Source organism: Streptomyces sp. NBC_01481, from assembly GCF_026339995.1.
Classification (GTDB): domain Bacteria; phylum Actinomycetota; class Actinomycetes; order Streptomycetales; family Streptomycetaceae; genus Streptomyces.
In genome coordinates this window covers 543650-569004 of sequence record NZ_JAPEPT010000001.1, presented here as the reverse complement: position 1 = coordinate 569004, position 25355 = coordinate 543650, and the positions used below count along the sequence as shown (strand labels likewise).

Genomic DNA, 25355 nt, shown 5'->3' with positions numbered 1-25355 from the left:
GTCGGGAACGAAGGGCCCGCCCGCGCTGCCGAGGCTCTTGTCAAGGCCGTAGCTGCCATCCAAGACAAGCGTCGCCTTGGTTCGAACAGGCAGCCGCTCCGGGATGCGGAGAAGGCGATGGAGCACTTTCTCCTCATGTGCAAGGCAGATCTTTGGTACCTACCGCAGTGGTGGCAAGTCTGGCGCCCCGCTTGGTGGCGGGCGCGGTGGAAATCTCTGCGTGGGCGGCAGGCTGATCGCAGAGCTACGGTCCGGCGCGCCAAAGAGCTGGGCTGGTAGCGGACCTGCTCGGGAAGGCGTGGCGTCCGAAGAGGCCAGACGGCGGGGGATCCACGACAAGCCACCGAAAAGTGCGGTGTCCACGGGGCCGCACCCCAGGCACGCCCAAGAAGTAGCCCAGAGCAGGACACTGAATATGAAGGCCTCGACCACCCCTCCGGTCGGGGCCTTCGCCATGTGCGCGCGGTGCCCGCATCAGGAACCGTCAGGGGCCTCACCCGGAGAGGCGTCTCCGCGCTCGGACTCTCCCCACTCTTGGGCGATTCGGCTGAGGCGCGACGCCTGGGCCAGCGGAGAGAACAGCGAGCGAATGAAGGGGAACGCGATCAGCCAGACCATTCCCCCCAAAATGGCCACCAGGCAGACAATGGCCGAGCCGGTGTGAGGCTTCGCCTTCGGCGTCGCGAGCCAAACAAGCGAGATTGTGACTGCGGCGACCTGCAAGATCCCGAACACCGCCCAAGCCATAGCGACGACGTGCCCCAACATGCTTCTCATGACTGGGCGCAGATACTTGAGAGCGGCTCTCCCGCCGGGTCGCGGGAGTCCGTTAGCCCGGTCCCGTTCCATCTCGTCGCCGATCTCGACAAGGGCGGCAGCGGCTTTCCGCTCTGAGTTGGCCAGCTCGACTGCTGCCACCAGCACGAGAACCGGTGCGACGGCGGCGATGCTGGCCGCAAAGGGTTCGGTCATCTGCATCAGCCAAGCGTGTCCATAATGCAGCGCAGACCGCGCCCGTTTGAGTCACAGATGAGTGACATCACCCGCACCCGCACCGCCGCGGCCACCGCCGCCACACTCCTGCTCGCGCTCACCGCGTGCGGCGCCAGCAGCGAGCCCAAGCCCGCCACGACCACAGCCACGGTCACCGCGCCCGCCCCTGTCGACAAGGCCCAGCAGATCCGGCTGTGCATGGACGCGGTCGCCACCGTCAAGCCCAACGCCGCCGGCGACGTGCCGTCCGAGCCGAAGCCCGACCCGTGCACCGCGCTCACCGAGTCCGAGTACCTCGATGCGTACATGGACGGCATCGCGCAGGGCAACAAGGCCGGGCAGGACGAGCTGCAGCGGCAGATCGAAGAGGCGCGCGAGAGCGCACAGCCGTAGATGGCGCCCGTGGCCAGCAACCCACGCAGCGGGCGCCGCCAGTCGCGACGATCCCGCAACATCGGCATGCGCAGGGCGTACCCGCGCGGTAACAGATCCCGCCGAACACATCCCGACCCGGAGCACGAGACCGTGTACCAGCCGTCCTGCGGCGGGCACTTCAAGCCGGAGCCGAAGCCCGTACCGGGCCAGCCCAAGTAGCCCTCGAACACCGGGTATCAGGACTGTCACACCCACACCGGGGCACACTCCGCAGGCGGACAATCACGCATCCACACCCACAAATCCGAGGGTAGCCATGAGCAATCCGTACCAGCCCCAGCCCAGCCCGTACGTCACCACTCCGATGCCCAACGCTCGGCCGCGGATGTTCAACTCCACCGCAGCAAAAGTGATCTGGACCCTGGTCCCCATCGTCACCATGAGTATCGGCGCAGCCGTCCCCTTTGTGGTCGCCGCAGTCAAGGGTGTGATTAAGCCCTGGGTCGCCGCCGTTTACGTGGCAGTCGAGGTGCTCATCCTCGGCGTGAGCACGGCGGTTGCCTCCGATGGAGAGAGCCCTTTCGTGGGCATGCTCCTCATCTTCCTGATCACCACCGCTGCCACTCACACCGCGCTGCTCGACAGCGACAAGGTGACCATCGGGAAGTGAGCAACTGTCAATGCGGCCGCGTACGGCAGCCGCCGCCCACTAGCGCTCGCTGGCCGCGGCGCTGGTGCTCGAACCGGAGCCGCTGCCATACACGCGTTCCCTCTTCACGGGCCACCGACCCCGTGGGCGGGCTTCGTCATGCGCGCGCTGCGTATCGCCGTGGTAACGGATCTCGCCTGACCCACTTCACACAGCGACCACACCGATACATTTAGTTCCCCCCACAAATACTCATAAGATCCACTTGAGGGGACTTCCGACGTGAGCCCGGATCAACCGCCACCACCCGAGCAGCCCCCCACGACCCCACAGCCGCCATCAGGTCGTCGCACCCTCACCGCTGCACTTGTAGGGGCACTCGCAGGAGCCGCAATAGTCGGAGCGGCCTGGTACGCCACCAGCTCGACCGGCGACAGCAGCAAGGCGAGCACAGCCGTAAGCAAAGCTGCCACAAGCGAGCCCAGCACTTTCAATCTGACCGGCCAATTCACCCTGAACGAGGGGGCCATCGACGACGGTGCTGGCGGATGCGAAGGGACCGGCGGCTACGAAGACATCAGCCTGGGAACCTCGGTCACCGTGTACGACGCGGCCGGGGCCGTCATCGCTACAAGTTCACTCCTCCTGTCGGAGTTCGACGAGACAGCCAGGTCGTGCACTTTCGACGTCTTGGTTCAGGACGTCCCCGCTCACGAGAGCTTCTATCAGGTAGAGATCGGGCATCGCGGCAAGCTCCAACTCTCCGCCCAGGAAGCCAAGGCCGGAGCGCTCTCCGGCAGCCTTGGCTGATCGACGCACCTACGCCCCCGCTCACGTTCGCCAGGAGACATCCGCATGAGCCACCAATACCCGGGCCCGCAGCAGCCCTACCAGGGCGGTCCCGCGCCCTACCAGCCGCCGCCCCCACCCAAGAAGCGCATGTCCCCTTGGGCCATCGTCGCCATTACCCTCGGCGGCATTTTCGCGTTCCTGATCGTGGTCAGCATCGCACTAGGCGGCACAGACACGGACAAGACGACGGCACGCAAGGGCACCCCTGCGGCTACCCCGCAGAAGAAGGCCCCCGTCACGCCCACCGAGAAGAAGCAGCCGGCCAAAGCGCCCGCGAAGGAGCTCAGCCAGGCCGACCAGTTCAAAGCCTTCGTCGCCAAGAACGGCAGCGCCGCAGAGAAGGCCGCGGTCAAGCACGTCACCAAGGTCCAGGGCGCCGACGATCAGAACGACATCGCCGACACAGCCGACGTCTACACTGACTTCAGCGGCGGACTGGTGGGCCCGCACCAGGGCGAAGGGAAGCTGATCGCCTCGGCATTCGCCGATTGGAAGGCGTCGAAGAACGGCCTGGTCACCATCTACGACAAGGACGGCCAGCTGTTGTCGAACGGCAACTTCTGATCACCATGACCGACTTCCAATGGGTCCTCGTCATCCTGCTGTTCTGCGCAATCGCCGTTGCCGTAATCGTCTGGGCCATCGAGTTCGGGACCAGCGTGCAGCTGTTCTGACGCACTGCAAGTAGTTGCAAAACCGGTCATCAGTGCCGCATTATGGGCCGCAGATCCGGGGTGCCCGGAAACAGTGACCTCGTAGGCCCCGCCACCGCGCGGGGCCTTTCGCATGCCCGGAGGTGACCCGTGGTCCTGCGACGCGACTACCGGCCCGTCACTGAAGAGGGCTACGACGCCGTCGCCGAACTGCACGCGCAGGGCCTCGGTAGGAACGAAATCGCCCGCCAGATCAACCGGGCGCAGCGCACCGTGTCCCTCATCGCGCAGGAGCTCGGCCTCGAATTCGACGTCACCATGACCGAGGTAGCCACCGCGCACCGCGTCGCCCAGCTCGCCGCGAAGCGCAGCATCCAGCGCTTCACCGTGACCCGCAGCATCAACGGCATCGTCAAGGCCCATTCGGCGGGCACTGCGGTGTCCCTCGTCTACCCGATGCGCGGCGCACTCTAGAAAAGGGGGAACCCATGGGGTTCTTGGCCGGGCAGATCGTCACCGCGGGGCAGCTGGACCGGATCCAGCCGGTCCCGTACGAGGCAGTCGCCAACGGGTCTCTCACATCGACGACAACGACGGAGACCGACATCCCTGGGGCGTCGGTCACCTTCACCACCAAGGCAGCGAACGCGACCTTCCAGGCGACCGGCACCTTCGACTGCGAGCCGCTCGCCGTCTCCAGCACGATCATGATGCTGGGGAAGCTCAACGTGGACGGGACCGGACAGTCGGGCGGCGCCGTCCACCGGATGAATCAACTGGACCGCGACACCGTGTCCAGGACCTGGACGGGTGTCCTGCCCGCGGCCGGCTCTCACACCCTGAAGCTCCGCGGGAACCTTTCCGCGAACCTCGCGGTGGGCGGGCGCTTCCAAACCGGAGATACAAAGCTGCAATTCACGATCACGGAGGTCGTCTGAATGCTCGTGACCCAGCGGGTTGAGGCTCTGGCGTACGACGGCACGAACGGGCAGTTCATCGCAGAGGAATGGCTGGCCGATGTGACGCTCGTCAGCGACAACGGGCAGCTGCTGGTACTCGAAGTGCCGGGCTGGCCGTCGCCGAGCCAGATCGACGTGCCGCATGCATATCTGGTGTTGCGGGGCGGCCGCAAGACCTTCTTGCAGCCCATCCCTGCCGACGACTTCGCGGAAAACTGGGTGCAGCTCCCGGATCCGCCGCCCGCACCCTGATCTACCTCATACCGTCGCCCCGTGCCGTCTGGCCGGGGCTTTTCTCATGCCCTGGAGGCGCTCATGGCCACTCCACCCATCGCTGACGCCTTCCTTGCGCTGCTCCGCGCCGAGGGCCTCACCGTCGTCGAGGTCGGCCGCTGGCAGACCCACAACCGCAACCACAAGGGCCCGTGGGGCCCCGTGCACGGCGTGATGATCCACCACACCGTCACGAAGGGCACCGAAAACACCGTTCGCATCTGCCGGGACGAATACACCTCTCTGCCGGGGCCGCTGTGTCACGGCGTCATCGCCAAGGACGGCACCGTCCACCTCGTCGGCTACGGCCGCGCCAACCATGCGGGCCTGGGTGACGGCGACGTACTGCAAGCCATCATCAACGAGACCCCGGCCCTGCCCCGCGACGACGAGGCCGACACCGACGGCAACCGCTACTTCTACGGCTTCGAGTGCGAGAACCTCGGCGACGGCAAAGACCCATGGCCGAAGGAGCAGCTGGAGGCGATCGAGCGGGTCGCCGCAGCGATCTGCCGGCATCACGGGTGGGAGCCGCGCTCCGTCATCCGTCACCTCGACTGGCAGCCCGGCAAGGTCGACCCGCGGGGCGTCGACTGGGACGCCATGCAGGACCGCATAGCGGACCGTCTCGCAGTCCCGGTCCCGAAGCCGCCTGCGAAGCCCCCGGTCGTGAAGCCTCCGGCGGTGGACCTGTCGAAGCTGATCGCTGCGGCCAAGTCGGATCCGCCGAGGCTGGTACGCCGATCTCGTATTACGGCGTCAAGACGGTGGAGCAGGCGCTCGTGAAAGAAGGCCTCCTGGCCTCGTCCCTCGCTGACGGGCACTTCGGATCGTCCACGGTCACCGCATACGCCGCGTGGCAGCGCTGTTGCGGCTTCAAGGGCGCCGATGCGAACGGCATCCCGGGCGCCGAGTCCCTCAAGAAGCTGGCCGCTCGCCGCGGCTTCACCGTCACCGCCTGACCTCACAGAAACGGAACTGACATGGCTGCACCAGTTGAGAAGAAGGTCACCGCCGCCACCGCGGGAACTTACGTCGCGTCGACAGGGCTCCTCGGAGCCCTCGCCGTGGTCCAGGACAATGCGCGGCTCCTGGAGTGGATGCCCGACAGCCTCACGCCGTTCGTACTGGGCCGTCGTCCCTGCGGCGATCGCGTTCGTCACTGGCTACCGCGCGAAGCACTCGCCGCGCTTCGACGTGCGGTGACGACACCGCAGGATCCGGGGGTCTACATCTCGTCGGCGCAGATGTACAGCGAGATGCGTTCGCTACACGACGCCGTCACCCGGGTAGAGACGAAACTCGATGGCTTCAATAGCCAGGCCAAGGCCATCACTGACGACGTCTCCGATCATGAGACGCGTATTCGTGCTCTGAAGCGGGCACGGTGGCCGCTGCCGACGATCGGTGTCCTCGCCGGTGCGGCTGGCGCGGCAGCCGGCTTGATCGCTCTCCTCCGCTGAACACGTCGCCCCCTGTTCTCCCTTCGGGGAGGGCAGGGGGCGCTTTCGTGCGTCCGGGCTCAGTCGTCGGGGTGCTCGATGCCGATCTCATAGGCGATCTCCCACCGGACGTCGGCGACCGTGATGTCCGCCGTCTCAACCGGCCGCCCCTCGACGTCGTAGTACGTCCGCTCAATCTCCGTGATCAGGTCACCGACGGAGATGCCGAGAAGGTTCGCCTGCTCCTGCGTAGCGCGGGCTGGCCGTGGTACTTCGACGGCCGTCTCGATGACGACACCGATCGACCGCATCCGCTCCACCACGCCAGCGCCCGCGTGTGGGCCCATCTCCGGCAGCACGATCGGCGTGCCGTCCGTGATGGCCATTGGCTCCCACGACTCGGACAGTTGGACGGGCATCCCATCAGCAAGGAACTCGTAACGGGTGACGACGCATAGGTCCCCGGACTCGATCGCCAGGCGCTCGGCGATGTGGTCGGGCGCTGGGGTGCGGGCTTCGCTCCGGCACTCCCACGTGCCGGCTCGCCCCTGCTCCTTCATGTCCGCGCGAAACGGGCTGCCGCCGCGGCGCTCACGGTGCCGGGAGCGGACCATGCGCAGGCGCTCACGCGGGCGGCGGACGTAGGTCCCGGATCCGGCGCGCCCTTCCAGCATGCCCTCGATGATGAGCCGTTCCATGGCGCGTTGGGCGACGCTCTGGCCAACTCCGTACTCCTCGGCGAACCGGGACCGGGACGGCAGCTTCTCGCCCACTTGCCACTCGCCAGCTTTGATGCGGGCGCGCAGAGCGTTTGCCACCTGCAAGTACGGGGTTTCACGAGGCATTTGGGCGGCTCCGGGGTCTTGCGTCGACATTGACAAAGCTAACCCATCAGGTCGAAGCTGAATACTCAGCATCACACCGAGTGATTGCCCGCTGACAGGGGAGAGCTGTGCGCGCTGTGCAGAATCAGGCTGCCGCACTCGTCGGCATGCTCGCCGCCGCCACTGGCAGCGAACCGCGCACCGAGGAAACCGACCGCGGCATCCGCGTCGAGGCCGACCTCCCCGAACCCCTCAGCCCCACGGCCCGGACGGCAATCCTCACTGCCCTCGCATCCGCTCACCGCTACGGGCACGCCAGGACCGACGAAAACGCCACGGTGTGGGCCGAGATCGACAGAGAGGCAGAGCAGTGACCCAGACCGGGGAACGCGTCCGTGCGTTCGTCTACGACCGGCACGCCACCATGTCCACCGTCATTCTCGACATCCGCCTCGACCGGTGCCGCGCCTACGCCGAGTCTCGCTGCTGGGAGATTGCGGGTATCTGGCTCGACGTCGGCGACGATGCGCTCGGCGACCATCGCCCCCAGTTCGACGCACTGTGTGTGGCCATGGACCGAGCTCACGGGCCCATCGTGTGCCTGGTCGACGACTGGGACCGGCTCACCCGCGACACCTCGCAGAGCTCGGTCATGCGCCACCGCATCGCGCAGGCCGGCGGCCACTGCGTGACAGCGGAAGGCGAGAGCGATGCGCCCGCAGAGAAGGCGCGCGTACGCCTGTGCACACCCCATTGATCCCCCGTCCCGACCGGAGCACCTCGCCAGGAATCCCGGCCGGGACGGGGCAAATCCCCATCTATCAGAGGAGATCACTGTGAGCGTACCTCCGCACCCCGTACCGGATCCGCCGGCAGTCCCATCCCCGTCCTCGCCCGGCAGTTAATCACCGACAGGCAGTTCACCAGCTGCCGCAAGACCGTCATGGACGGCAACCCGGACATGGCCGAGGAGATGGCCGGCCGCATCATCGATGAGGGGCTGAAGTTCGTCACAGCGTGCGCGCAGTACCCGATGGTCGGGCTCGCGCCGTCGCGGATCGTGGACGAGGGATGGCACGCGCTGATCCTGCACACAGCGATGTACGCGGAACTGTGCGACTCGCTCCGCAGCTTCGTCCACCACTACCCGGGCTGGGACCCGACGCACTACGACCCCGAGATCCTCGACCGCACCCGCGAGATGATCGCCAAGCTGGGATACACGGCGGACGCCGAGCTGTGGGGTCCGCCGTCGGACGAGACGCTCGTGTCGGTGGCGGCGAAATGTCAGCACGCACCGGAGTGCACGATCCGCCCCATGCCCACCCCTCAGCCGCCCGTAGGCTGAGCGCAGGAGGTGGCTCATGGCCGAGTGGATTGACCCGCGGTACGCGGAGCTAGTCGCGGCGTGGAAGCGCGCGCAGACGCCGGACGCCCGCGATCCGCAGCCCAGGCCCGTGAGGGGATTCGTCCTCCCGCCCAAGGCCTGACGCACAGCGAGCCCCGGTCTGTCTGCGTCCCCCGTTGCGGACAGACCGGGGCTCCTTCACGCGTCTGGATCCTCTACCCCGGGGCCGCAGTCATCTCCGGTCCATCCAGGGGCCTTCGGTTGGTTTGTGCTTCACCGCAGTTCCATAAGCAACGAAGCTTTGCCCACGGACCCCTACGGACTCAGACTGTCCCACCGCGATGCGAAGACCGATGATCGCATCTGCCCCATCCTGGAGGGCCTTCTCCTTGAGACCCGCCAGAGCCTCATCCAGGACGCCCCTGTAGTTCGTCGCTTCAGTGACCAGCCATGCCTTCTCAACGATTCCGTCTGAATCGGGAATCGAGTCAGTGGTGTAGATCTCCATAGCATCAGCCTGAGCTGTGCTCCGCGGAGCTGCACTCCGGCGGCGGCCATCCGGTGCTCGGCCCAGCCGTATCAGACCTGGTCACGTTTCGAAATCAAGGGCTAGAGGCGTCCTAATCACCAATTGGGGTTGCCCGATCCGGTCCCGCCGCTGATCAGGAAGGAGAGCTGGGCATCGATCAGCGCCCTCAACACCCGCTCCCCGCCGGCGGCACGGTCCCGGCCGCGACGAACTCCCCCACAGAGAAACGCCGGGGCCTGACGACCCGCAGCGACAGACACATCGAGCCGACCGCCACCGGCGGGATCACGGCATGCATCAAAAGTTTGGCCTCGTCGCGACGGACGAGCCGCCTCCCCCGTAGAGCAGATGTCGGAGCAATCCCCGGCACCCGAAAGCCGCCCCGGTCTGTCTGCGTCCCCCGTCGCGGACAGTCCGGGGCTTTTTCGTGCCCGGCTCCGCTACGTCAGCGGTCATCGACCTCGATTGAGATCAGGCGGCCGCGAGGGTACGTCCGCCGATTGGGAGGAATCCCGAGGCTCTGAAGCTCTCCCATCTTCGTTTCCAGGAGGAACTCATCAGGGCCAACCTCCTCGACTTTGGTCACAACTTGCGTCAACCCGATGCGCATCCCGGGCCTTACCTTCTCGATAGGAACCTGCACTACAACGCACCTCCGAGTTGAGTACGGCAGCGAAGCCCTCGCTCTTCCAGCATCTGCCGCCGCGTGGGTGGTCGCACCTCAGCACGCTCGCTGATCACTCCTGCCTCAGCTACAGCCGGTCACCATGAAGTAGAGGTGTCTTAACTGCCTATTGGGGTTGCCCGATCCGGTCCCGCCGCTGATCAAAGTTTGGCCTCAGCCCGACGGACGGACCGCCCTCCCGCGTAGAGCAGGTGTCGCCCGTTCCAGACCGGCCCTCCGCGGCCTCCCCCAGGCGGAGCGGAGTGGTCGGCGGCGCCCCCGTCTTCGGGTGGGGACGTTGTCATGTCGGATCGCGATTGCGGAGTTTGCTACTCACCCCATCAGCTCCTCTTGGCGATCTCCCACAGAGTGCGCCCCCACGGGGGTCCCGCCCGGTCTTCCCAGGCACTGAGTGGCATCGAACAGCATCGAATGACATCCTTTTGTGCCGATTTTCGGTGTCGTCGCAGGTCAAAAGTGGGTAACAAAACTGGTTCGAGTCCCGTTACTCACCCTGACGAATCAAGGGCCCCGGTCTTCGGACCGGGGCCCTTGATCGTTTCTACGAGGAGTCGCGTACGACAAGCTCCGTCGGCAGCACGATCTGCGGTCGCCCCGTCGCCCGCCCCGTGATTTCCTCCAGCAGCACCCGCGCCATCGTGCGCCCCATCTCCTCGATCGGCTGGCGCACGCTCGTCAGCGCCGGGTCCATGTGGCGGGCCACCGCCGAGTCGTCGAAGCCGACCAGCGCCACGTCGCCCGGGATCCGGCGGCCCGACTCGCGCAGCACCTGACGGGCGCCCGCCGCCATCACGTCGGAGGCCGCGAAGACCGCGTCCAGCCCGGGGCAGCGCTCCAGGAGGTCCCGCATCGCACGGCGGCCGCCCTCCTCGGTGAAGTCCGCGGGGGCCGTCAGCCGGGCGTCCGCGGGCAAGCCCGCCGCCGCCAGGGCGGCGCGGTAGCCCTCCAGGCGGCACTGCGCGCCGTACACGTCCAGGCGTCCGGTGATCGTCGCGATCGAGCGGCGGCCGCGGGCGGCCAGGTGCGTCACCGCGCTGCGGGCGCCCTCGAAGTTGTCGGAGTCGACCGCGGCGAGCGTCTCGTCGGCGGAGCGGCGGCCGCTGATCACGGCCGGGATGGAGAGGTCCTCCAGCATGTCGGGGATCGGGTCGTCGGCGTGCACCGAGACCAGCAGGACGCCGTCGACGCGGTGGGCGGCGAGGAACTGGGCCAGGCGGCGGCGCTCGCGGTCGCTGCCGGCGAAGGTCAGCAGCAGTTGCATGTCGGTGTCGGCGAGGGCCGCGCCGACACCGCGGACCATGTCGGAGAAGTACGGCTCGGCGAAGAAACGGTCCTCCGGCTCCGGGACGACCAGGGCGATCGCGTCGGTGCGGTTGGCGGCCAGCGCGCGGGCCGCGCGGTTGGGTACGTACCCGAGTTCGGCGACGGCCGCCTCGACGGCGGCGCGGGTGGCGTCGCTGACCCGCGGCGAGCCGTTGATCACGCGGGAGACCGTGCCGCGGCCGACGCCCGCGCGTGCGGCGACTTCTTCGAGGGTGGGCCTGCCCGTGCCCCGCCCGCCGTTACTCGTACGGATTGTGCGAGACACCATCTCCGCCTCCCCAGGCTTCCCGTCCGAGAACATAACGTGCCGGGTGCCTTGACACCCCTGCGGCGAGCCGCGACCCTTCAACACATCACACATGGGAGCGCTCCCACCGTACCTCAGCCATACACAACCCGCACGTTCCCCGCCCGAGCCGCAGAACGTCAACGCAACGGGGCCGCACGCCAGTTGGCCGGGGGGTCGGCACGTCAGGGCACAAGGAGGACGCAATGCGCAGGGCAGTAATCCTCGCGGTCGTCGCCGCGCTCGGCGCCGGTCTGCTGGCCGGCTGTGCCGAGGACAGCGACGAACCCACCGGCAGTGCTTCCAACGGCGGCGGCGGTGGGGGCAAGGGCAAGACCACCCTCACCGTAGGGGTCTTCGGCGCCTTCGGCCTCAAGGAGGCCGGTCTGTACGACGAGTACATGAAGCTCCACAAGAACATCGAGATCAAGCAGACCTCCATCGAGCGGAACGAGAACTACTACCCGCAGCTCCTGACCCACCTGGGCAGCGGCAGCGGACTCGCCGACATCCAGGCCGTCGAGGTCAACAACATCGCGGAGATCACTGCCACTCAGGGGGGCAAGCTGGTCGACCTCGGCACGACGGCGGGCGTGCAGAAGGACGCATTCCTGCCCTGGAAGTGGGCGCAGGCAACCACCAAGGACGGCAAGACGATCGCGCTCGGCACCGACATCGGGCCGCAGGGCATCTGCTACCGCAAGGACCTCTTCGCCAAGGCCGGTCTGCCCACCGACCGTGAGGCGGTCGGCAAACTGTGGGCCGGCGACTGGAACAAGTACCTGGACGCGGGCAAGCAGTTCAAGGCCAAGGCGCCCAAGGGCACGGCGTTCGTGGACTCGGCGACCGGAGTGATGTCGGCCATCACCGGCAGCAACGCGAACCGCTTCTACGACAAGGACGGCAAGGTCGTCTACAAGACCAACCCGGCCGTGAAGCAGGCCTGGGACATCGCCGCGTCGTTCGCGACGGAGGGTCTGACCGGCAAGCTCCAGCAGTTCACGCCCGCCTGGGACCAGGGCTTCGCCAACGGCACCTTCGCCACCGTCTCCTGCCCCGCCTGGATGCTCGGCTATATCCAGGACAAGGGCGGGGCCGCGGGCAAGGACAAGTGGGACGTGGCCGCCGCGCCCCGGCCCAGCAACTGGGGCGGCTCCTTCCTGACCGTGCCCGACGCGGGCAAGAACAAGGAGGAGGCGGCCAAGCTCGCCGCCTGGCTGACCGCGCCCGAGCAGCAGGCGAAGCTCTTCGCCAAGCGCGGCAGCTTCCCGAGCGCCAAGGCCGCGTACTCCCTGCCCGAAGTCTCCGGCGCCAAGCACGCGTACTTCGGCAACGCGCCCATCGGGGAGATCTTCTCCAAGGCCGCCGAGGGTGTGCCGGTCCAGATCGTCGGGCCGAAGGACCTGATCATCGCGCAGAACCTGGGAGACGTGGGCATGCTCCAGGTCGACCAGAAGGGCCGCTCCTCCCAGCAAGGGTGGGACGCGGCGGTGAAGGCGATCGACAACGCACTGGACCAGTGACCGGTATGGCAAGTGACGCACAGGCCGCCGCGCCCTCCCAGGGGGAGGAGGGCGCGGCCCCGCGCACACCTCCCGGCCCGCGCACATCGTCCGAGTCGCGCACACCGGGCGAGTCGGCGGCCGAACAGCGCCGCCGAGCCCGGCGCAGCCGCCGCTACCGGCTGGACGTCAGGTGGAGTCCTTACGCCTTCGTCGCGCCGTTCTTCGTGTTCTTCCTGGCCTTCGGGCTCTTTCCGCTGCTCTACACCGGCTGGGCCTCGCTGCACCGGGTGGAACTGACCGCGCCCACCGACATGGAGTGGGTCGGGCTGCGGAACTTCTCCCGGCTGCTGGAGGACGAGTTCTTCTGGAACGCGCTGAGGAACACCGTCACCATCGGGCTGATCTCCACGGTGCCGCAGCTGCTGATCGCGCTCGGCATCGCGCATCTGCTGAACTACCGGCTGCGCGGCTCGATGTTCTTCCGCGTCGCCGCGCTGACTCCGTACGCCACCTCGGTGGCCGCAGCGACGCTCGTCTTCGTGCTCCTCTTCGGACGCGACTACGGAATGATCAACTGGGCGCTGGGTCTGGTCGGCTTTGACAAGATCGACTGGCAGAACGGCACCTGGACCTCCCAACTGGCCGTCTCCACCATCGTCATCTGGCGGTGGACGGGCTACAACGCGCTGATCTATCTGGCCGCGATGCAGGCCATCCCGAACGATCTCTACGAGTCGGCCGCGCTCGACGGCGCCTCGCGGTGGCAGCAGTTCCTGCATGTCACCGTCCCCTCGCTGCGGCCCACGATCCTGTTCACCTGCGTGGTCTCGACGATCGGCGCGACCCAGCTCTTCGGTGAGCCACTGCTGTTCAACGGCAGTGCGGGTGCGACCGGCGGCGCCGATCATCAGTTCCAGACGCTCGGGCTCTATCTGTACGAGCAGGGCTGGGTGAATCTCCATCTCGGCCGGGCTTCCGCGATCGCCTGGTCGATGTTCCTGATCCTGCTGGTCATCGGCGCGGTGAACTGGCTGCTCGCCCGCCGTCTGAGCAAGAGCGCGTAGGGGGTACGTGACGTGACGACTTCGCTGAGCACCAGGCGGGCCAAGGGCCGCGCCGCACGCACCCGAGGCACCGGCCGCACCACAGGTGCCGGAGGCGCCCGCGGCGCCAAGCGCGCCGGACGCCATCTGCACGGCGGCCGGATCACCTATGCCGTGCTGATCATTTTCACCATCGGCTCCCTCTTCCCCCTCGTGTGGACAGCCATCGCCGCCTCCCGCAACAACACCCGGCTCGCGCAGACTCCCCCGCCCTTCTGGTTCGGTGGCAATCTCTTCAAGAACCTCCAGTTCGCCTGGACCGACGCCAATATGGGCGCCGCCCTGCTCAACACCACGATCGTCGCGGGGTCGATCGCGGCCGGGACCGTCGTCTTCTCCACGCTCGCCGGCTTCGCCTTCGCCAAACTCCGCTTCCGCTTCAAGAACCTCCTGCTCGTGCTGGTGATCGGCACGATGATGGTGCCGCCGCAACTCAGCGTCGTACCGCTGTACATGCTGATCGCCGAGCTGTCCTGGACCGACCAGCTGCAGTCCGTCATCCTGCCCACCCTGGTCAGCGCCTTCGGCGTGTTCTTCATGCGGCAGTACCTCATCGAGGCACTGCCCACCGAGCTGATCGAGGCGGCGCGCGTGGACGGCGCGAGCAGTTGGCGCGTGGTGTGGCATGTCGTCTTCCCCGCCGCGCGGCCCGCGATGGCCGTGCTGGGGATGCTGACCTTTGTCATGGCCTGGAACGACTTCTTCTGGCCGATCATCGCCCTGACCCAGAACGGCAGTCCCACCGTGCAGGTCGCGCTGACCGGGCTCGGCCGCGGCTTCATCCCCGACCAGTCCGTGATCATGGCGGGCGCGCTGCTGGGCACGCTGCCGCTGCTGATCGCCTTCGTCCTGTTCGGGAAACACATCGTCGGCGGCATCATGCAGGGCGCCGTCAAGGGCTGACGCCTCCTCACATTCCCGTACCTACACATATGTTGGGAGCACACCCATGTCCGACGCGCCCATGACCTTTCCGCCCGCCTTCCTGTGGGGTACCGCCACCGCCGCCTACCAGATCGAGGGCGCCGTACGCGAAGGCGGCCGCACGCCATCGATCTGGGACACCTTCAGCCGTACGCCGGGCAAGGTGGAGGCCGGTGACACCGGGGACACGGCCGTCGACCACTTCCACCGCCGCGCCGAGGACGTCGCGCTGATGGCGGACCTCGGCGTCAACGCCTACCGCTTCTCGGTCTCCTGGCCGCGCGTGCAGCCCACCGGCCGCGGCCCCGCCGTCCAGCGCGGCCTCGACTTCTACCGCGGCCTCGTCGACGATCTGCTCGAGCGCGGCATACGTCCCGTGCTCACCCTCTACCACTGGGATCTGCCCCAGGAGCTGGAGACGGCGGGCGGCTGGCCCGAGCGGGACACCGCGCACCGCTTCGCCGACTACGCGCGGATCGTCGCCCACGCCCTCGGCGACCGGGTGGATATGTGGACCACGCTCAACGAGCCCTGGTGCAGCGCCTTTCTGGGATACGGCTCCGGTGTGCACGCCCCCGGCCGCACCGACCCGGTCGCCGCCCTGCGGGCCGCCCACCATCTCAACCTCGGCCACGGCCTGGCGGCCCAGGCGCTGCGCTCGGCGCTCCCCGCGGGCGCCCAGCTCTCCGTCAGCCTCAATCCGAGCGTGGTCAGGGCGAGCAGCCAGAGCCCCCAGGACCTGGACGCGCGCCGCCGGATCGACGCGCTCGCGAACCGGATCTTCACGGACCCGATGCTGAAGGGCACGTATCCGGAAGATCTCTTCGCGGACACCGCGCGCCTCACCGACTGGTCCTTCGTCCACGGCGACGATCTCGCAGTCATCAAGCACCCCCTGGACTCGCTCGGACTGAATTACTACGCACCTGCAGTTGTATCGGCTGCCACTGACAATCACGCCGAGCGCAATGACGGCCACGGCGCGAGCGAGCACTCCCCCTGGCCCGGTGCGGACGCGGTCTCCTTCCACCAGCCGCCCGGCGATCGCACCGAGATGGGCTGGTCGATCGACCCGACCGGGCTGTACGACCTGCTGCTGCACTACACCGGCGAGGCCCCGGGCCTGCCGCTGATGATCACCGAGAACGGCGCGGCGTACGTCGACAAGCCCTCCGCCGACGGTTCGGTCCACGATCCCGACCGCATCCGCTATCTGCACGGCCATCTCCTCGCGGTCGGGCAGGCGATCGCGGACGGCGCGGATGTGCGCGGCTATTTCCTGTGGTCGCTGATCGACAACTTCGAGTGGTCGTACGGGTACGGCAAGCGCTTCGGCGCGGTGTACGTGGACTACGAGACGCTGGCCCGTACGCCCAAGTCGAGTGCGTACTGGTACGGGGAGCTGGCGCGGACGGGGGTGCTGCCGGAGCCTCCGGCGTGACGCACGGCCGGGGGCTGAACACGGGGCTCAGCGCCGGTACGGAAGGCGCTTGATGTCCGCGTCGCTCCTTTCCGCCACCGCGTCGGCGTACAGAGCCTGCGCGTCCTTGGCGTACACCGGCGAGTAGGTGATCCAGTCGACGTTCTGGTCGTTGCCTCCGCCGTTGTAGCCGCCTGTGTTGCCGATGACCTTGCCGGTGCGGGTCGCCGGGTCGTAGTCCGTGATCCAGGGCCTCCGGACACCCCTCCGTGGAAGCCGGCGCACGTCATCCGCATCTGTCGGAAGCCGGTGAGGCGCGAGGTGGTGACATCGCAACGGAGCGCCTGGTGCTTCTTGTTGACGTCCTCGCCGCTGGGATATCCGATCACGGTGGCGTTGTGGCGGTAGCCGGCCGCGCGGGTGAGGGTGAGGGAGCCGGTGACGTCCTCCGCCCTGCCCCTGCTGTTGGGGGCGAGGCGTACGAAGGCGAAGTCCAGGTCGGAGACGGGCTTCGTGGTGTTCTGCTCGTAGCGCGGGTCGACGAAGACCCGCCGCACCTCGAAGATGCCGCTGGGCTGGCCGGCGGCGGGGGCTCCGTGGCGGTACTGCGGTACGAAGACGCTGTGCATGGAGCGCTTGAGGCCGTTGGCGCAGTGGCCAGCGGTGAGGACGAGGTCCTTGGTGGCGCTGTGGACGACGCTGCCGGTGCAGGAGGTCACCTCTCCGCCGAGCGGTCTGCCGTCGTAGAAGAAGGTGCCGACCATCGGCAGTCCGCCGAAGTAATCCCCCTTCCTGATCCCGCCGGGCGCGGCCGCCCCCGCACGGGACGTGCCTGAGGCGGAGTCGACCGGTACGGCATCGGCCATGCGCTGCGCCGTCCAGTACCCGTCTGCGGCCGGGGTCGGGGCCTGGCGCGGACTCGCTCCGAGGGCTCCCGCGCAGAGGATGAGCGCGAGAAAGGGCAACCCACGTGGGCGCAACACACTGTCCTTCCCGTAGAAGATCAACCGCCGGACTCAGTGAGTCAGTTCGAACCAGGTCGCCTTGCCCCGGCCCGGGCCGTGGCTGCAGACACCCCACGCGTCGGCGCCGTACGAGATCAGCTGCATGCCGCGACCGCTCTCGTCCTCCTCCGCGGGCGTCTGACAGGCAGGAACCCCGGGCGCCTCGTCGTGCACGAGGATGCGCAGGCGGTGGGCGTCGGTCCAGCCGGCGAAGAGGGTTACCGGGGCGGTGCAGCCTTTGAGGACGCAGGCGTTGATCGCATTCGTCACCGCCTCGGAGGTGAGCAGGACCGCGGTGTCCATCAATTCGGTCCGCCGGGTCGCGCCGAGGAGCGTACGTACGGTTTCGCGAGCCGCGCGGACCCACAAGGGGTCGGGCGGGAAGACCAGCGAGACATCGCCGGTCGGGGGATCCTCCATGGGGCGCCTCCAGGTGGGGGATGCGGTGCCTGTGACCCTCGTTCGCCACTGTTCAGTACGGGGTGGGGCGATGAATCACTCAATGGCGCAGGAAAGCGCGCCCCAGCCGGATGGGGGGGTGGTCCGGCCGGGGCGCGCGGGTGGGGGGCGCCGACGTTCTCGCAGGGACTACTTGAAGGCGCCGAAGGCCTTCGTGAAGGCCAGCGGCTCCTGGACGATCGAGGAGCATGTCGCGTCCGCCGAGGGCTTCGCACCGCCCGCGCACTGCTTGTCACGCGTCGACGACCACATCGCCAGCCAGCCGATGCCCTTCGACTTCGCGAACTCGACCAGCTGCGTTGCGTCGTCGACCTTGAAGATCTCGGTCGCGACGTCGTTGACGCCGATCATCGGGGTGACGGCGACGGCCTTCCACGCCGCCGCGTCCGACAGACCGAGCACGCCCTTGATCTGCGCCTGGGTCGCGGTCGCCGCCTGGATGGCGTACTGGCCCATGTCGCCGCTGTAGGCGGGCCCGTAGTCCATCGCCATGATGTTGACCGCGCTGACCTTGACGCCGTTCTTCTTGGCGTCGGCGATCAGATCCACGCCGGGCTGGGTCAGTCCCTCGGGCATCACGGGCAGCGTGAAGGAGACGTCCAGGCCGGGGTGGGACTTCTGGAGCTGCGCGATCGCCTGCGAGCGGCGGGAGTTGGCGGCGGTGTCCGGCAGGGCCGCGCCCTCGATGTCGAAGTCGACCTTGGTGAGCTTGTACGCGTCGATGACCTTGCCGTACGCCTTCGCGAGCTCGTCGGCGGAGGAGCAGCGCAGGCCCAGCTCTGAGCCCGCGGCACCGCCGAAGGAGACGCGGACATCGCCACCCTTGGCGCGCAGAGCGCCTATCTGGGAGGCCACCTGGTCGCTGCCGAGGTCGGTGACACCGCCCCAGAGGGGCGCGCAGCTGCCGCCGGAGGTGATGAAGGCGAGGTTGAACTCCTTGACCCCGGTCTTGGTCGCGGTGTCCACCAGGTCGTACGCCGGGTAGAGCGAGGTGTCGACGTACGGCGCGAAGCGCGCGCCGGTGCCGCCTCCGGGCGTCTCGGTGGACGTGGGCGTAGGCGTCGGTGCCGAGGTGGGGGGCTTGGTGGGGGTGGCGCTCGCCGTCGGGGTGGGCGTGGGCTTGGGCTGCTCGGTCGGGCGGCCGCTGGGCTGCGGGGTCGCGCCGTCGTCCACCGAGCACTTGACCTTGTTGATGAGACAGGAGGTCGGGTCGCCCGCGGTCGCGGTGGTGCTCGCGGCGGTGACGAAACCGACGGTGACCGAGGCGCCGGGCGCGAGCCGCTTGTTCCAGCTCGCGGGCTTCACGGTGACGTGCCGGCCGCTGACCGTGTGCTCGCCGTTCCACAGCGAGCTGATCGTGGTGCCCGTGGGCAGGTCGAATTCGAGCGTCCAGTCCGTCTGCGCCGTGTCGGTGTCATTGGTGATGACGTACTGGCCGGTGTAACCGCCGGTCCAGGAGCTGGTCTTGGTGTACGCGGCGCCGACGGACGCGGCCTGCGCGGTGCCCGCGAGGGCGAATGCCGCGCCGCCGATCACCGCGGCGGCGACGACGGCGCCGACCGCCTTGGTCCTGACGCTCGCCCTGCGCCGGTGCGTACTGCTGCCCATTGCGTGCCTGCCTCTGCGTTACGGGGGTGGGGGGTGGTGAGGCAGACGCTAGCGATACGGAAACGGACAAATGACCAGTTCGGGGCGGGGGTTGCACTTCTTAGGACGGCCTTAAGGAAGGCATGGGAGGCGATTAATGGTAGAGACCAGTTGCCTTCGTCCGCTTGCGTCGCCGGACCGTTCCGCGGTGGCCGCGGCGGCGCACCGGGCCCACGCCTTCGCGCGGATCGAGGCCGATCCAGATCCGTACCTCCGTGCCGCCGAGCACCGAGCTGCCGATCCGTACGTCCCCGCCCGTGGACTCCGCCACCCGGCGCACGATGTCCAGGCCGAGCCCGGTCGAGCCGTCCCTGTGCCCGCTGTTGCCGCGGGCCATGGCCGCCTCCGGGTCGGTGATGCCCGGGCCCGCGTCCGAGACCAGCACGATGACCGCGTCCTCGCCGTTGTGGACGTCGACCGAGAAGGCCGCGCCCTCGGGGGTGTGCCGGAAGACATTGCCGAGCAGCGCGTCGAGCGCGGCGGCCAGTTCGGGGCGGGCGACCGGGATCCGTACGGGACGGTCGACGCCCGCGACCCGCACCTTGCGGCCCTCGTCCTCCGCCAGCGCCGACCAGAAGTCCATCCGCTGCCGGACGACTTCGGCGGCGTCGCAGCCCGCGCCGGGGCCGGCCGCCATGGTCTGCGGCTTGGCCTCGCGGGCGGTGCGGATGATCGTGTCGACCTCGCGCTCCAGCTGCTCGACGGCGGCCCTGGTCTGGTCGGCGGCGGGTCCTTCGCCGAGCGAGGCGGCGTTGAGGCGCAGCACGGTGAGCGGTGTACGCAGCCGGTGCGAGAGGTCGGCGGCGAGTTCGCGCTCGTTGGCGAGCAGCTGGACCACCTGGTCGGCCATGGAGTTGAAGGCGACCGCGGCGGAGCGCAGTTCGGTCGGGCCCTCCTCGGGGACGCGCGCCCCGAGCTTGCCCTCGCCGAGGTCGTGCGCAGCGCCCGCGAGCCGCTGGGCGGGCTGCACCATCCGTATGCCGAGCCGGTCGGCGACCGCGACCGAGCCGACGACCAGCGCCAGACCGACGCCCGCGAGCACCAGCCAGGCCGTGTCGACGCCGTTGGACACCTCGCCATCGGGCACGAAAACCTCGACGACGGCGATCTGGCCGGTGCTGATCGCCGTGGGCTGAAGCAGCGCGGAGCCGCCGGTGACCTCGGTGATGGAGGCGCGGCCGAGGCGCTGCGTGGTGAGCAGGTCCTTCTGGGCTGCCCGGCGGGTGCCGATGTTCACGGGCTCGCTGCCGGGCTCGCCGGAGGCCGGTATGTGCACGGCCATCCGTCCGGCCGAACCGGCCTGCGTGGACAGGACGGCGCGCTCCAGCGGATCGCGGTCGGCGGTGATGGAGAGGGTCGGGCCGATGGCGGCGGCCTGTCGCTCGGCGTTGGAGAAGGCCCGGTCCCTGGCCATCTCCTTGATGACGATGCCCAGCGGGACGGCGAAGGCGAGCACGACCATCACCGTGACGGCGAGGGAGACCTTGACCAGCGCCCATCTCATGGCATGTGTCCGTTCGACCGCTGTCCGTTCGGAGGTTCGAGCTTCACACCGACACCCCGCAGGGTGTGCAGATAGCGGGGCCTCGCCGCCGTCTCACCGAGCTTGCGCCGCAGCCAGCTCAGATGGACGTCGATGGTCTGGTCGTCGCCGTAACTCTGCTGCCACACCTCGGCGAGCAGTTCCTTGCGCGGTACGACGACGCCGGGCCGCCCGGCGAGAAAGGCCAGCAGGTCGAACTCGCGGCGGGTCAGGTCGAGTGCCGCCCCGTCCAACTCGGCCTGGCGGCGCAGCGGGTCGATGGAGAGCCCGCCGACCTGGATGACGCGCGAGGGCGGGGCCTCTCCGGCGGAGGCCCGGGATCGGCGCAGCACGGCGGCCATCCGCGCGGACAGATGCTCCACCGAGAAGGGTTTGATGAGGTAGTCGTCGGCGCCGTCGTTGAGCAGCCGGACGATCTCCGTCTCGTCGTCCCGCGCGGTGGCGATGATCACCGGTACGTCGGTGATACCGCGCAGCATTTTCAGCGCCTCGGACCCGTCCAGATCCGGCAGACCGAGGTCGAGGATGACCACGTCGAAACGGAAATGGGCCACCTCGCGCAGCGCCTCCAGGGCCGTGCCGACGCTCCTCACGGTGTGGGAGGCCTCGGTCAAGTGCCGGATGAGGGCGGAGCGCACGAACTGGTCGTCCTCGACGACGAGCACACTTGCCATGGGCGGCACCGTACGCCATCCGGCCCGCTGCGGGAGCAGCTGATGTCACTGCGGGAGTCCCCGTCAGACCCTGGCCGGGACAGACCTGGGGCGCGTGGTGCAGTATGGCCCGGATGCATCGAGGACTCGTACATGCCATGGCGTGGTCGCTGTCCACCGGAGCCGCAGTCACGCTCTCCTGGTGGGGCGTCCATACCGTCATGTCCGGTACCGCGTACGACCGTCCGCGCGCGCTGCCCATCAGTGCGGACGCGGCGACCACGCAGGGCGCGAGACCGCAGGCCTCCAGCACGCAGCGGGCGCCGAGCCCGACCGCATCGAAACCGGCCACACCGGACAAGAGCCCCAAGTCGTCGGTCACTGCTTCGGCCGGGAAGCCGAGCGGGACCAAGCCGCCGTACTCGCAGCCCTCTTCGTCGCCGTCGGCGCCGGGGAACGTGAAGGGCTACACCGTCGACGGCGGCCGGGTCGTCTTCGACATCGCCAAGACGTGGGCCGAGTTGGTGTCGGCGACTCCGGACGCGGGCTGGCAGATGCAGGTCTGGAAGCAACCGGAGTGGATCCGGGTGACGTTCACCCGCGACGGCCATGAGAGCTCGGTCTTCTGCACCTGGAACGGCCATCCGCCGATGGTGCAGTTCGACGAGCGTTAGCGCTACTGGAAGGTGGCGGGCGGCGGGACCGGTGACGGCTTCGCGCTCGCGTCCGTCACCGCGGGCGCGCCGCCCGTGAAGTCGGCCAGCGCCTTTCCGTGTTCCACCCGGCCGGCGTGCGGGTCCGTCGCCACGCGGCGGGTCAGTTCCGCGACGGGCAGCGGAACGTCCGAGGCGAGCAGCACCGCATTGCCGAAGCGGCGCCCGCGCAGAACGGTCGGGTCGGCGGCGAGCGCGAGCTCGGGGAAGACCGCCGCGGCCGTGGCGACCTGGGCGCGCAGATGCGCCAGCGGAGGCCCGTCGGCGAGGTTCGCGGCGTAGAACCCGCCCGGCGCGAGGACCCTGCGCACCTCGCCGAGGAATTCCGTACTGGTCAGATGCGCGGGTGTGCGGGCCCCGCTGAAGACATCGGCGATCACCAGGTCCGCCCAGCCGTCCGGGACCTTGCCGAGCCCGGCGCGGGCGTCGGTGGACCGGACGCGTATCCGCGCGCCGGGGTCCAACGGGAGCTGCCTGCGGACCAGTTGGACCAGAAGGGCGTCCAGCTCCACGATCTGCTGGGTGGAGCGTGGGCGGGTCGCCGCGATGTAGCGGGCGAGAGTGAAGGCGCCGCCGCCGAGGTGAACGGCCTGGAGGGGGCGGCCGGGCGGGGCGGCGAGGTCGATGACATGGCCGAGACGGCGCTGGTACTCGAAGGAGAGATGGACCGGGTCGTCGAGGTCGACATGGGACTGCGGGGCGCCGTCGATGAGCAGTGTCCAGCCGCGCGGCCGCTCACGGTCGGGTATCAGCTCGGCGAGCCCGCCGTCGACCTGCTCGACGACAGGTTCGGGGCCGCCTGCCCCGCCCGTGCGGCTGCGCCGCTTGTTCCTTGCCACCAACCCATTATCGGCGCAGAGCCGATACGCGGCTCAGCTGCAGTTGTCGGCGGCCTCGATCAGCCGGGCCGCCTCGCCGAGCGCCTCGCGCAGCACCACCGGGTCGGTGACCGGGTCGGTGCCGTCCGGCGGAAGCAGCCAGCCGGAGCCGCTGACCGGGGGCTCTTCGGGGATACGCAGACCGCGTCCCGCGGTCTGCGTACAGGCGCTGCCCGGCATGTCCCAGCCGTCGGCGGTGCCCGGCGGCACCAGAAAGCCGAGGGTGTCGCACGAGCCGTCGTGGAGTACGGGGCCGACGGCCGGGGTGGCACCGCGACGCAGGATGTCGACCGCCTCGAGCCCTTGGCGGGCGGGGACGGTCACCAGGTCGCAGGGCTCGGTGGATGCGACGGATTCGGTGGATTCGACGGACGGCGGGGTGTGGGCCGGTGCGCCGTGAGGTGGTGCGCTGCTGTCCGGGGTTGGTCTGTGGCGAGCTGTCGTCGCAGTCGTGCGTGAGCCGCTTGGGGCGCTGGTCTCCATGCCGACCTCCAACAAGGGGATCGCCTCCTCGCTCGAGTGGAGACACGTACCGCGCCTCCAAAGGGTTCAACGCTTGTATGCGTCAAGGGCTACGGCGGCACGCCGCCGCAAAGGATGGCAGTTCATGGCAGATCGAGGGGGAGATATCCCTTTTGTAGGCAAACCTTGTGTGTGCGGCCCGTCACAGCAGGTACGTTCTTGCTCCGCCGGAACACGGTGCACCAAGAGAGGGCTCCGCCATGGCGTCGTCGTCACAGGCATCAGGGCAGGCACGGCAGGGATCACAGGCAGTTCCCAATCCCGCCTTCCGCAGACTGCGCGGGCAGCGCTCGGCGGGAGAGTTCGCGGCGGCGGTACGCAAGGCCGCTCGGGAGATCGGCGAACAGGTCTCGTGCGACGCCCGCTACATCGGGCGGGTCGAGGCCGGCGAGATCCGCTGTCCGAACTACGCGTACGAGCGGGTGTTCCTGCACATGTTCCCCGGTCTGACACTGGCGGACCTGGGCTTCGCGGCGCGGGAACGCGTGCGGGGCGGCCAGGTCGCACGACGCCGGGGGCCCGAACCGGCGCATCCCTGCTGCCCCTTCGACATCGACAGCGACATCGACAGCGACATCGACAGCGACATCGACGAGGAGAGCGACGTGCTGCGTCGCGCATTCATGACGAGCGGCACCACCACGGTGGCGGCCGCGTCCCTCGGGCTCGGACTCGGTCTTGTGCCCAACCAGCGCCGGGTCGGCGAGGCGGAGGTCAACGCCGTCGAGGAGGCCGTACGGCGGATCCGGCTGCTCGACGACCGGCACGGCGCGGACGGGCTCTACCGGCAGGCCGCACAGCCGCTGCGGGCGGCGTACGCGCTGCTCGACGCGGGCACGGCGACACGGCGCTCGACCGCGGACCGGCTGCATTCGGGTGCGGGCGAACTCGCCATCTCCGTGGGCTGGCTGGCGCACGACTCGGGCCGCTTCGACGATGCGCGCTCGCACTACGGGGAGGCGCTGGCGACCGCGCGGGTGGCGGGCGACGGGGCACTCGAGGCGCACGCCTTCTGCAATACGTCCTTCCTGGCCCGGGACGCGGGCCGGTACCGGGAGGCCGTGCGCTCCGCCCAGGCGGGCCAGCGGGCGGCACACCGGCTGGCCTCGGCGCGGCTGCTCTCGCTGCTCTCACTGCGGGAGGCGGGCGGCTGGGCGGGGCTGGGGGACCGTGGCGCCTGCGAGAAGTCCCTGGTGCGGGCGCACGGGTACTTCGACCGGGGCGCGGCGGACGCGGACCCCGAGTGGATGTCCTTCTTCGGCGAACCGGAGCTGGAGGCACTGCAGGCCCAGTGCTGGTCGGCCCTCGGCGAATGGTCCCGGGCGGCCCGCCACGCCCGCCGGGCGGCGTCCCTCCAGGACCGCCGCTTCACCCGCAACCTGGCGCTGTACCGGGCCGAACTCGCCCTGAACCTGGCCCACGCGGGCGCACCGGCCGAGGCGGCGCGGGCGGGGCAGCAGGTGCTGGACCTGCTGGAGGAGGTCCGGTCGACGCGCATCCAGTCGATGGTGTCGGAGACGGCGCGGGTGCTGGTGCCGCAGCGCGGGGCAGGGGACGTGGGGACGTTCCTGGACCGGGTCGGGGAGGCGGGGCGGGGGGCGTAGGCGGGGCGGGGGTGCCCTGCGGGGCTTGTTCCCCTACCCGCCCTCCCCCTACGGCCTGGCGGCCGTGGGAGGTACCCCCATCCCGAACTGGGGGCAAGCCCCCAGACCCCCGTACGCGCTTCGCGCGTGTCCTCAAACGCCGGACGGGCTGAAATTCAGCCCCTTGGGGGTCCCCCCGGACGAAGTCTG

At 68.9% G+C, this 25355-nt stretch carries 31 protein-coding genes and 1 pseudogene; 20 read left to right on the top strand and 12 right to left on the bottom strand.

The features are described from left to right. Positions 1–474 precede the first annotated feature (474 nt). Entirely contained in the window at positions 475–978 is a 504-nt protein-coding gene (locus OOK40_RS02745) for a hypothetical protein (RefSeq protein ID WP_266476173.1), read from the bottom strand. A 51-nt stretch (positions 979–1029) separates the two neighbouring features. On the opposite strand from OOK40_RS02745, the gene OOK40_RS02740 reads away from it, so the two are divergent. From OOK40_RS02740 to OOK40_RS02700, 10 genes are all read left to right on the top strand, one after another. Further along, positions 1030–1386, top strand: coding sequence for a hypothetical protein (locus OOK40_RS02740; protein ID WP_266476172.1), 357 nt, complete (start codon positions 1030–1032; stop codon positions 1384–1386). Between the two features lie 298 nt (positions 1387–1684). Next, positions 1685–2038 carry a hypothetical protein gene (locus OOK40_RS02735; protein ID WP_266476171.1) on the top strand — a complete coding sequence of 118 codons (354 nt, stop codon included), beginning with the start codon at positions 1685–1687 and terminating at the stop codon, positions 2036–2038. A 261-nt stretch (positions 2039–2299) separates the two neighbouring features. Continuing rightward, complete coding sequence (locus OOK40_RS02730; protein ID WP_266476170.1) at positions 2300–2827, top strand: hypothetical protein; 528 nt, start codon at positions 2300–2302, stop codon at positions 2825–2827. A 45-nt stretch (positions 2828–2872) separates the two neighbouring features. Continuing rightward, a complete protein-coding gene (locus OOK40_RS02725; protein WP_266476169.1) occupies positions 2873–3433 on the top strand; it encodes a hypothetical protein in 561 nt (186 codons plus the stop codon). A gap of 239 nt (positions 3434–3672) precedes the next feature. Beyond that, positions 3673–3996: a hypothetical protein gene (locus OOK40_RS02720; protein WP_266476167.1), complete on the top strand. Its 324-nt coding sequence runs from the start codon at positions 3673–3675 to the stop codon at positions 3994–3996. 14 nt (positions 3997–4010) lie between these two features. Next, the gene (locus tag OOK40_RS02715) at positions 4011–4460 is read left to right on the top strand and encodes a hypothetical protein (protein ID WP_266476166.1); all 450 of its coding nucleotides are present in this window, start codon (positions 4011–4013) and stop codon (positions 4458–4460) included. Continuing rightward, positions 4461–4733 carry a hypothetical protein gene (locus OOK40_RS02710; RefSeq protein ID WP_266476164.1) on the top strand — a complete coding sequence of 91 codons (273 nt, stop codon included), beginning with the start codon at positions 4461–4463 and terminating at the stop codon, positions 4731–4733. 63 nt (positions 4734–4796) lie between these two features. Further along, complete coding sequence (locus OOK40_RS02705) at positions 4797–5540, top strand: N-acetylmuramoyl-L-alanine amidase (RefSeq protein WP_323136029.1); 744 nt, start codon at positions 4797–4799, stop codon at positions 5538–5540. Further along, the gene (locus OOK40_RS35220) at positions 5537–5716 is read left to right on the top strand and encodes a hypothetical protein (RefSeq protein WP_323136028.1); all 180 of its coding nucleotides are present in this window, start codon (positions 5537–5539) and stop codon (positions 5714–5716) included. The genes OOK40_RS02705 and OOK40_RS35220 overlap by 4 nt, the downstream gene beginning before the upstream one ends. A gap of 21 nt (positions 5717–5737) precedes the next feature. Beyond that, positions 5738–6217 (top strand): hypothetical protein, encoded by a 480-nt coding sequence (locus OOK40_RS02700; RefSeq protein WP_266476162.1) that lies wholly within the window; start codon positions 5738–5740, stop codon positions 6215–6217. A gap of 59 nt (positions 6218–6276) precedes the next feature. Here OOK40_RS02700 and OOK40_RS02695 read toward each other — a convergent pair whose 3' ends face one another. After that, on the bottom strand, positions 6277–7041 hold the full coding sequence (locus OOK40_RS02695) for a GntR family transcriptional regulator (RefSeq protein WP_266476160.1): 765 nt from the start codon (positions 7039–7041) through the stop codon (positions 6277–6279). A 107-nt stretch (positions 7042–7148) separates the two neighbouring features. Here OOK40_RS02695 and OOK40_RS02690 point away from each other — a divergent pair, with 107 nt between their 5' ends. The 4 genes from OOK40_RS02690 to OOK40_RS02675 all read left to right on the top strand — a co-directional run bounded on the left by OOK40_RS02690 (position 7149) and on the right by OOK40_RS02675 (position 8510). Then, on the top strand, positions 7149–7394 hold the full coding sequence (locus OOK40_RS02690; protein WP_266476158.1) for a hypothetical protein: 246 nt from the start codon (positions 7149–7151) through the stop codon (positions 7392–7394). Then, entirely contained in the window at positions 7391–7777 is a 387-nt protein-coding gene (locus OOK40_RS02685) for a recombinase family protein (RefSeq protein ID WP_266476156.1), read from the top strand. The genes OOK40_RS02690 and OOK40_RS02685 overlap by 4 nt, the downstream gene beginning before the upstream one ends. Before the next feature lie 186 nt (positions 7778–7963). After that, positions 7964–8368, top strand: a complete 405-nt coding sequence (locus tag OOK40_RS02680) for a hypothetical protein (RefSeq protein ID WP_323136027.1) — start codon at positions 7964–7966, stop codon at positions 8366–8368. A gap of 16 nt (positions 8369–8384) precedes the next feature. Then, complete coding sequence (locus tag OOK40_RS02675) at positions 8385–8510, top strand: hypothetical protein (RefSeq protein WP_266476154.1); 126 nt, start codon at positions 8385–8387, stop codon at positions 8508–8510. Positions 8511–8600: 90 nt separating this feature from the next. On the opposite strand, the gene OOK40_RS02670 is transcribed toward OOK40_RS02675, so the two are convergent. The 3 genes and pseudogenes from OOK40_RS02670 to OOK40_RS02660 form a co-directional block, all read right to left on the bottom strand. Then, on the bottom strand, positions 8601–8876 hold the full coding sequence (locus tag OOK40_RS02670; RefSeq protein WP_266476152.1) for a heavy metal-binding domain-containing protein: 276 nt from the start codon (positions 8874–8876) through the stop codon (positions 8601–8603). Positions 8877–9007: 131 nt separating this feature from the next. After that, positions 9008–9195, bottom strand: a pseudogene (locus tag OOK40_RS02665) (ATPase, T2SS/T4P/T4SS family); the annotation flags it as partial. A 928-nt stretch (positions 9196–10123) separates the two neighbouring features. Then, positions 10124–11173, bottom strand: a complete 1050-nt coding sequence (locus tag OOK40_RS02660; RefSeq protein ID WP_266476151.1) for a LacI family DNA-binding transcriptional regulator — start codon at positions 11171–11173, stop codon at positions 10124–10126. A gap of 224 nt (positions 11174–11397) precedes the next feature. On the opposite strand from OOK40_RS02660, the gene OOK40_RS02655 reads away from it, so the two are divergent. From OOK40_RS02655 to OOK40_RS02640, 4 genes are all read left to right on the top strand, one after another. Beyond that, the gene (locus tag OOK40_RS02655) at positions 11398–12714 is read left to right on the top strand and encodes an ABC transporter substrate-binding protein (RefSeq protein WP_266476150.1); all 1317 of its coding nucleotides are present in this window, start codon (positions 11398–11400) and stop codon (positions 12712–12714) included. Positions 12715–12719: 5 nt separating this feature from the next. Then, complete coding sequence (locus OOK40_RS02650; protein ID WP_266476149.1) at positions 12720–13760, top strand: carbohydrate ABC transporter permease; 1041 nt, start codon at positions 12720–12722, stop codon at positions 13758–13760. A 126-nt stretch (positions 13761–13886) separates the two neighbouring features. Further along, the gene (locus tag OOK40_RS02645; RefSeq protein WP_266478794.1) at positions 13887–14702 is read left to right on the top strand and encodes a carbohydrate ABC transporter permease; all 816 of its coding nucleotides are present in this window, start codon (positions 13887–13889) and stop codon (positions 14700–14702) included. A 46-nt stretch (positions 14703–14748) separates the two neighbouring features. Next, positions 14749–16164: a GH1 family beta-glucosidase gene (locus OOK40_RS02640; RefSeq protein ID WP_266476147.1), complete on the top strand. Its 1416-nt coding sequence runs from the start codon at positions 14749–14751 to the stop codon at positions 16162–16164. On the opposite strand, the gene OOK40_RS02635 is transcribed toward OOK40_RS02640, so the two are convergent. From OOK40_RS02635 to OOK40_RS02615, 5 genes are all read right to left on the bottom strand, one after another. Further along, the gene (locus OOK40_RS02635) at positions 16074–17009 is read right to left on the bottom strand and encodes a serine protease (protein WP_266476146.1); all 936 of its coding nucleotides are present in this window, start codon (positions 17007–17009) and stop codon (positions 16074–16076) included. The two genes, OOK40_RS02640 and OOK40_RS02635, sit on opposite strands and share 91 nt — an antisense overlap. A 150-nt stretch (positions 17010–17159) precedes the next feature. Next, entirely contained in the window at positions 17160–17567 is a 408-nt protein-coding gene (locus OOK40_RS02630; RefSeq protein WP_266476145.1) for an ATP-binding protein, read from the bottom strand. A 168-nt stretch (positions 17568–17735) separates the two neighbouring features. Next, positions 17736–19214, bottom strand: a complete 1479-nt coding sequence (locus OOK40_RS02625) for a cellulose binding domain-containing protein (protein ID WP_266476144.1) — start codon at positions 19212–19214, stop codon at positions 17736–17738. 133 nt (positions 19215–19347) lie between these two features. Beyond that, a complete protein-coding gene (locus OOK40_RS02620; RefSeq protein ID WP_266476143.1) occupies positions 19348–20757 on the bottom strand; it encodes a HAMP domain-containing sensor histidine kinase in 1410 nt (469 codons plus the stop codon). Beyond that, the gene (locus tag OOK40_RS02615) at positions 20754–21470 is read right to left on the bottom strand and encodes a response regulator transcription factor (RefSeq protein WP_266476142.1); all 717 of its coding nucleotides are present in this window, start codon (positions 21468–21470) and stop codon (positions 20754–20756) included. Before OOK40_RS02615 ends, OOK40_RS02620 begins: the two co-directional genes overlap by 4 nt. Positions 21471–21583: 113 nt before the next feature. On the opposite strand from OOK40_RS02615, the gene OOK40_RS02610 reads away from it, so the two are divergent. Beyond that, positions 21584–22123, top strand: coding sequence for a hypothetical protein (locus tag OOK40_RS02610; RefSeq protein ID WP_266476141.1), 540 nt, complete (start codon positions 21584–21586; stop codon positions 22121–22123). A gap of 2 nt (positions 22124–22125) precedes the next feature. Here the strand turns inward: OOK40_RS02610 and OOK40_RS02605 are convergent, their stop codons facing one another. Together OOK40_RS02605 and OOK40_RS02600 are read right to left on the bottom strand one after the other, a co-directional pair. Beyond that, positions 22126–23001: a spermidine synthase gene (locus tag OOK40_RS02605; RefSeq protein WP_266476140.1), complete on the bottom strand. Its 876-nt coding sequence runs from the start codon at positions 22999–23001 to the stop codon at positions 22126–22128. Positions 23002–23034: 33 nt separating this feature from the next. Next, entirely contained in the window at positions 23035–23523 is a 489-nt protein-coding gene (locus OOK40_RS02600) for a hypothetical protein (protein WP_266476139.1), read from the bottom strand. Positions 23524–23762: 239 nt separating this feature from the next. Between OOK40_RS02600 and OOK40_RS02595 the strand changes: the two genes are divergently transcribed. Continuing rightward, on the top strand, positions 23763–25166 hold the full coding sequence (locus OOK40_RS02595) for a tetratricopeptide repeat protein (protein ID WP_266476138.1): 1404 nt from the start codon (positions 23763–23765) through the stop codon (positions 25164–25166). Positions 25167–25355 lie beyond the last annotated feature (189 nt).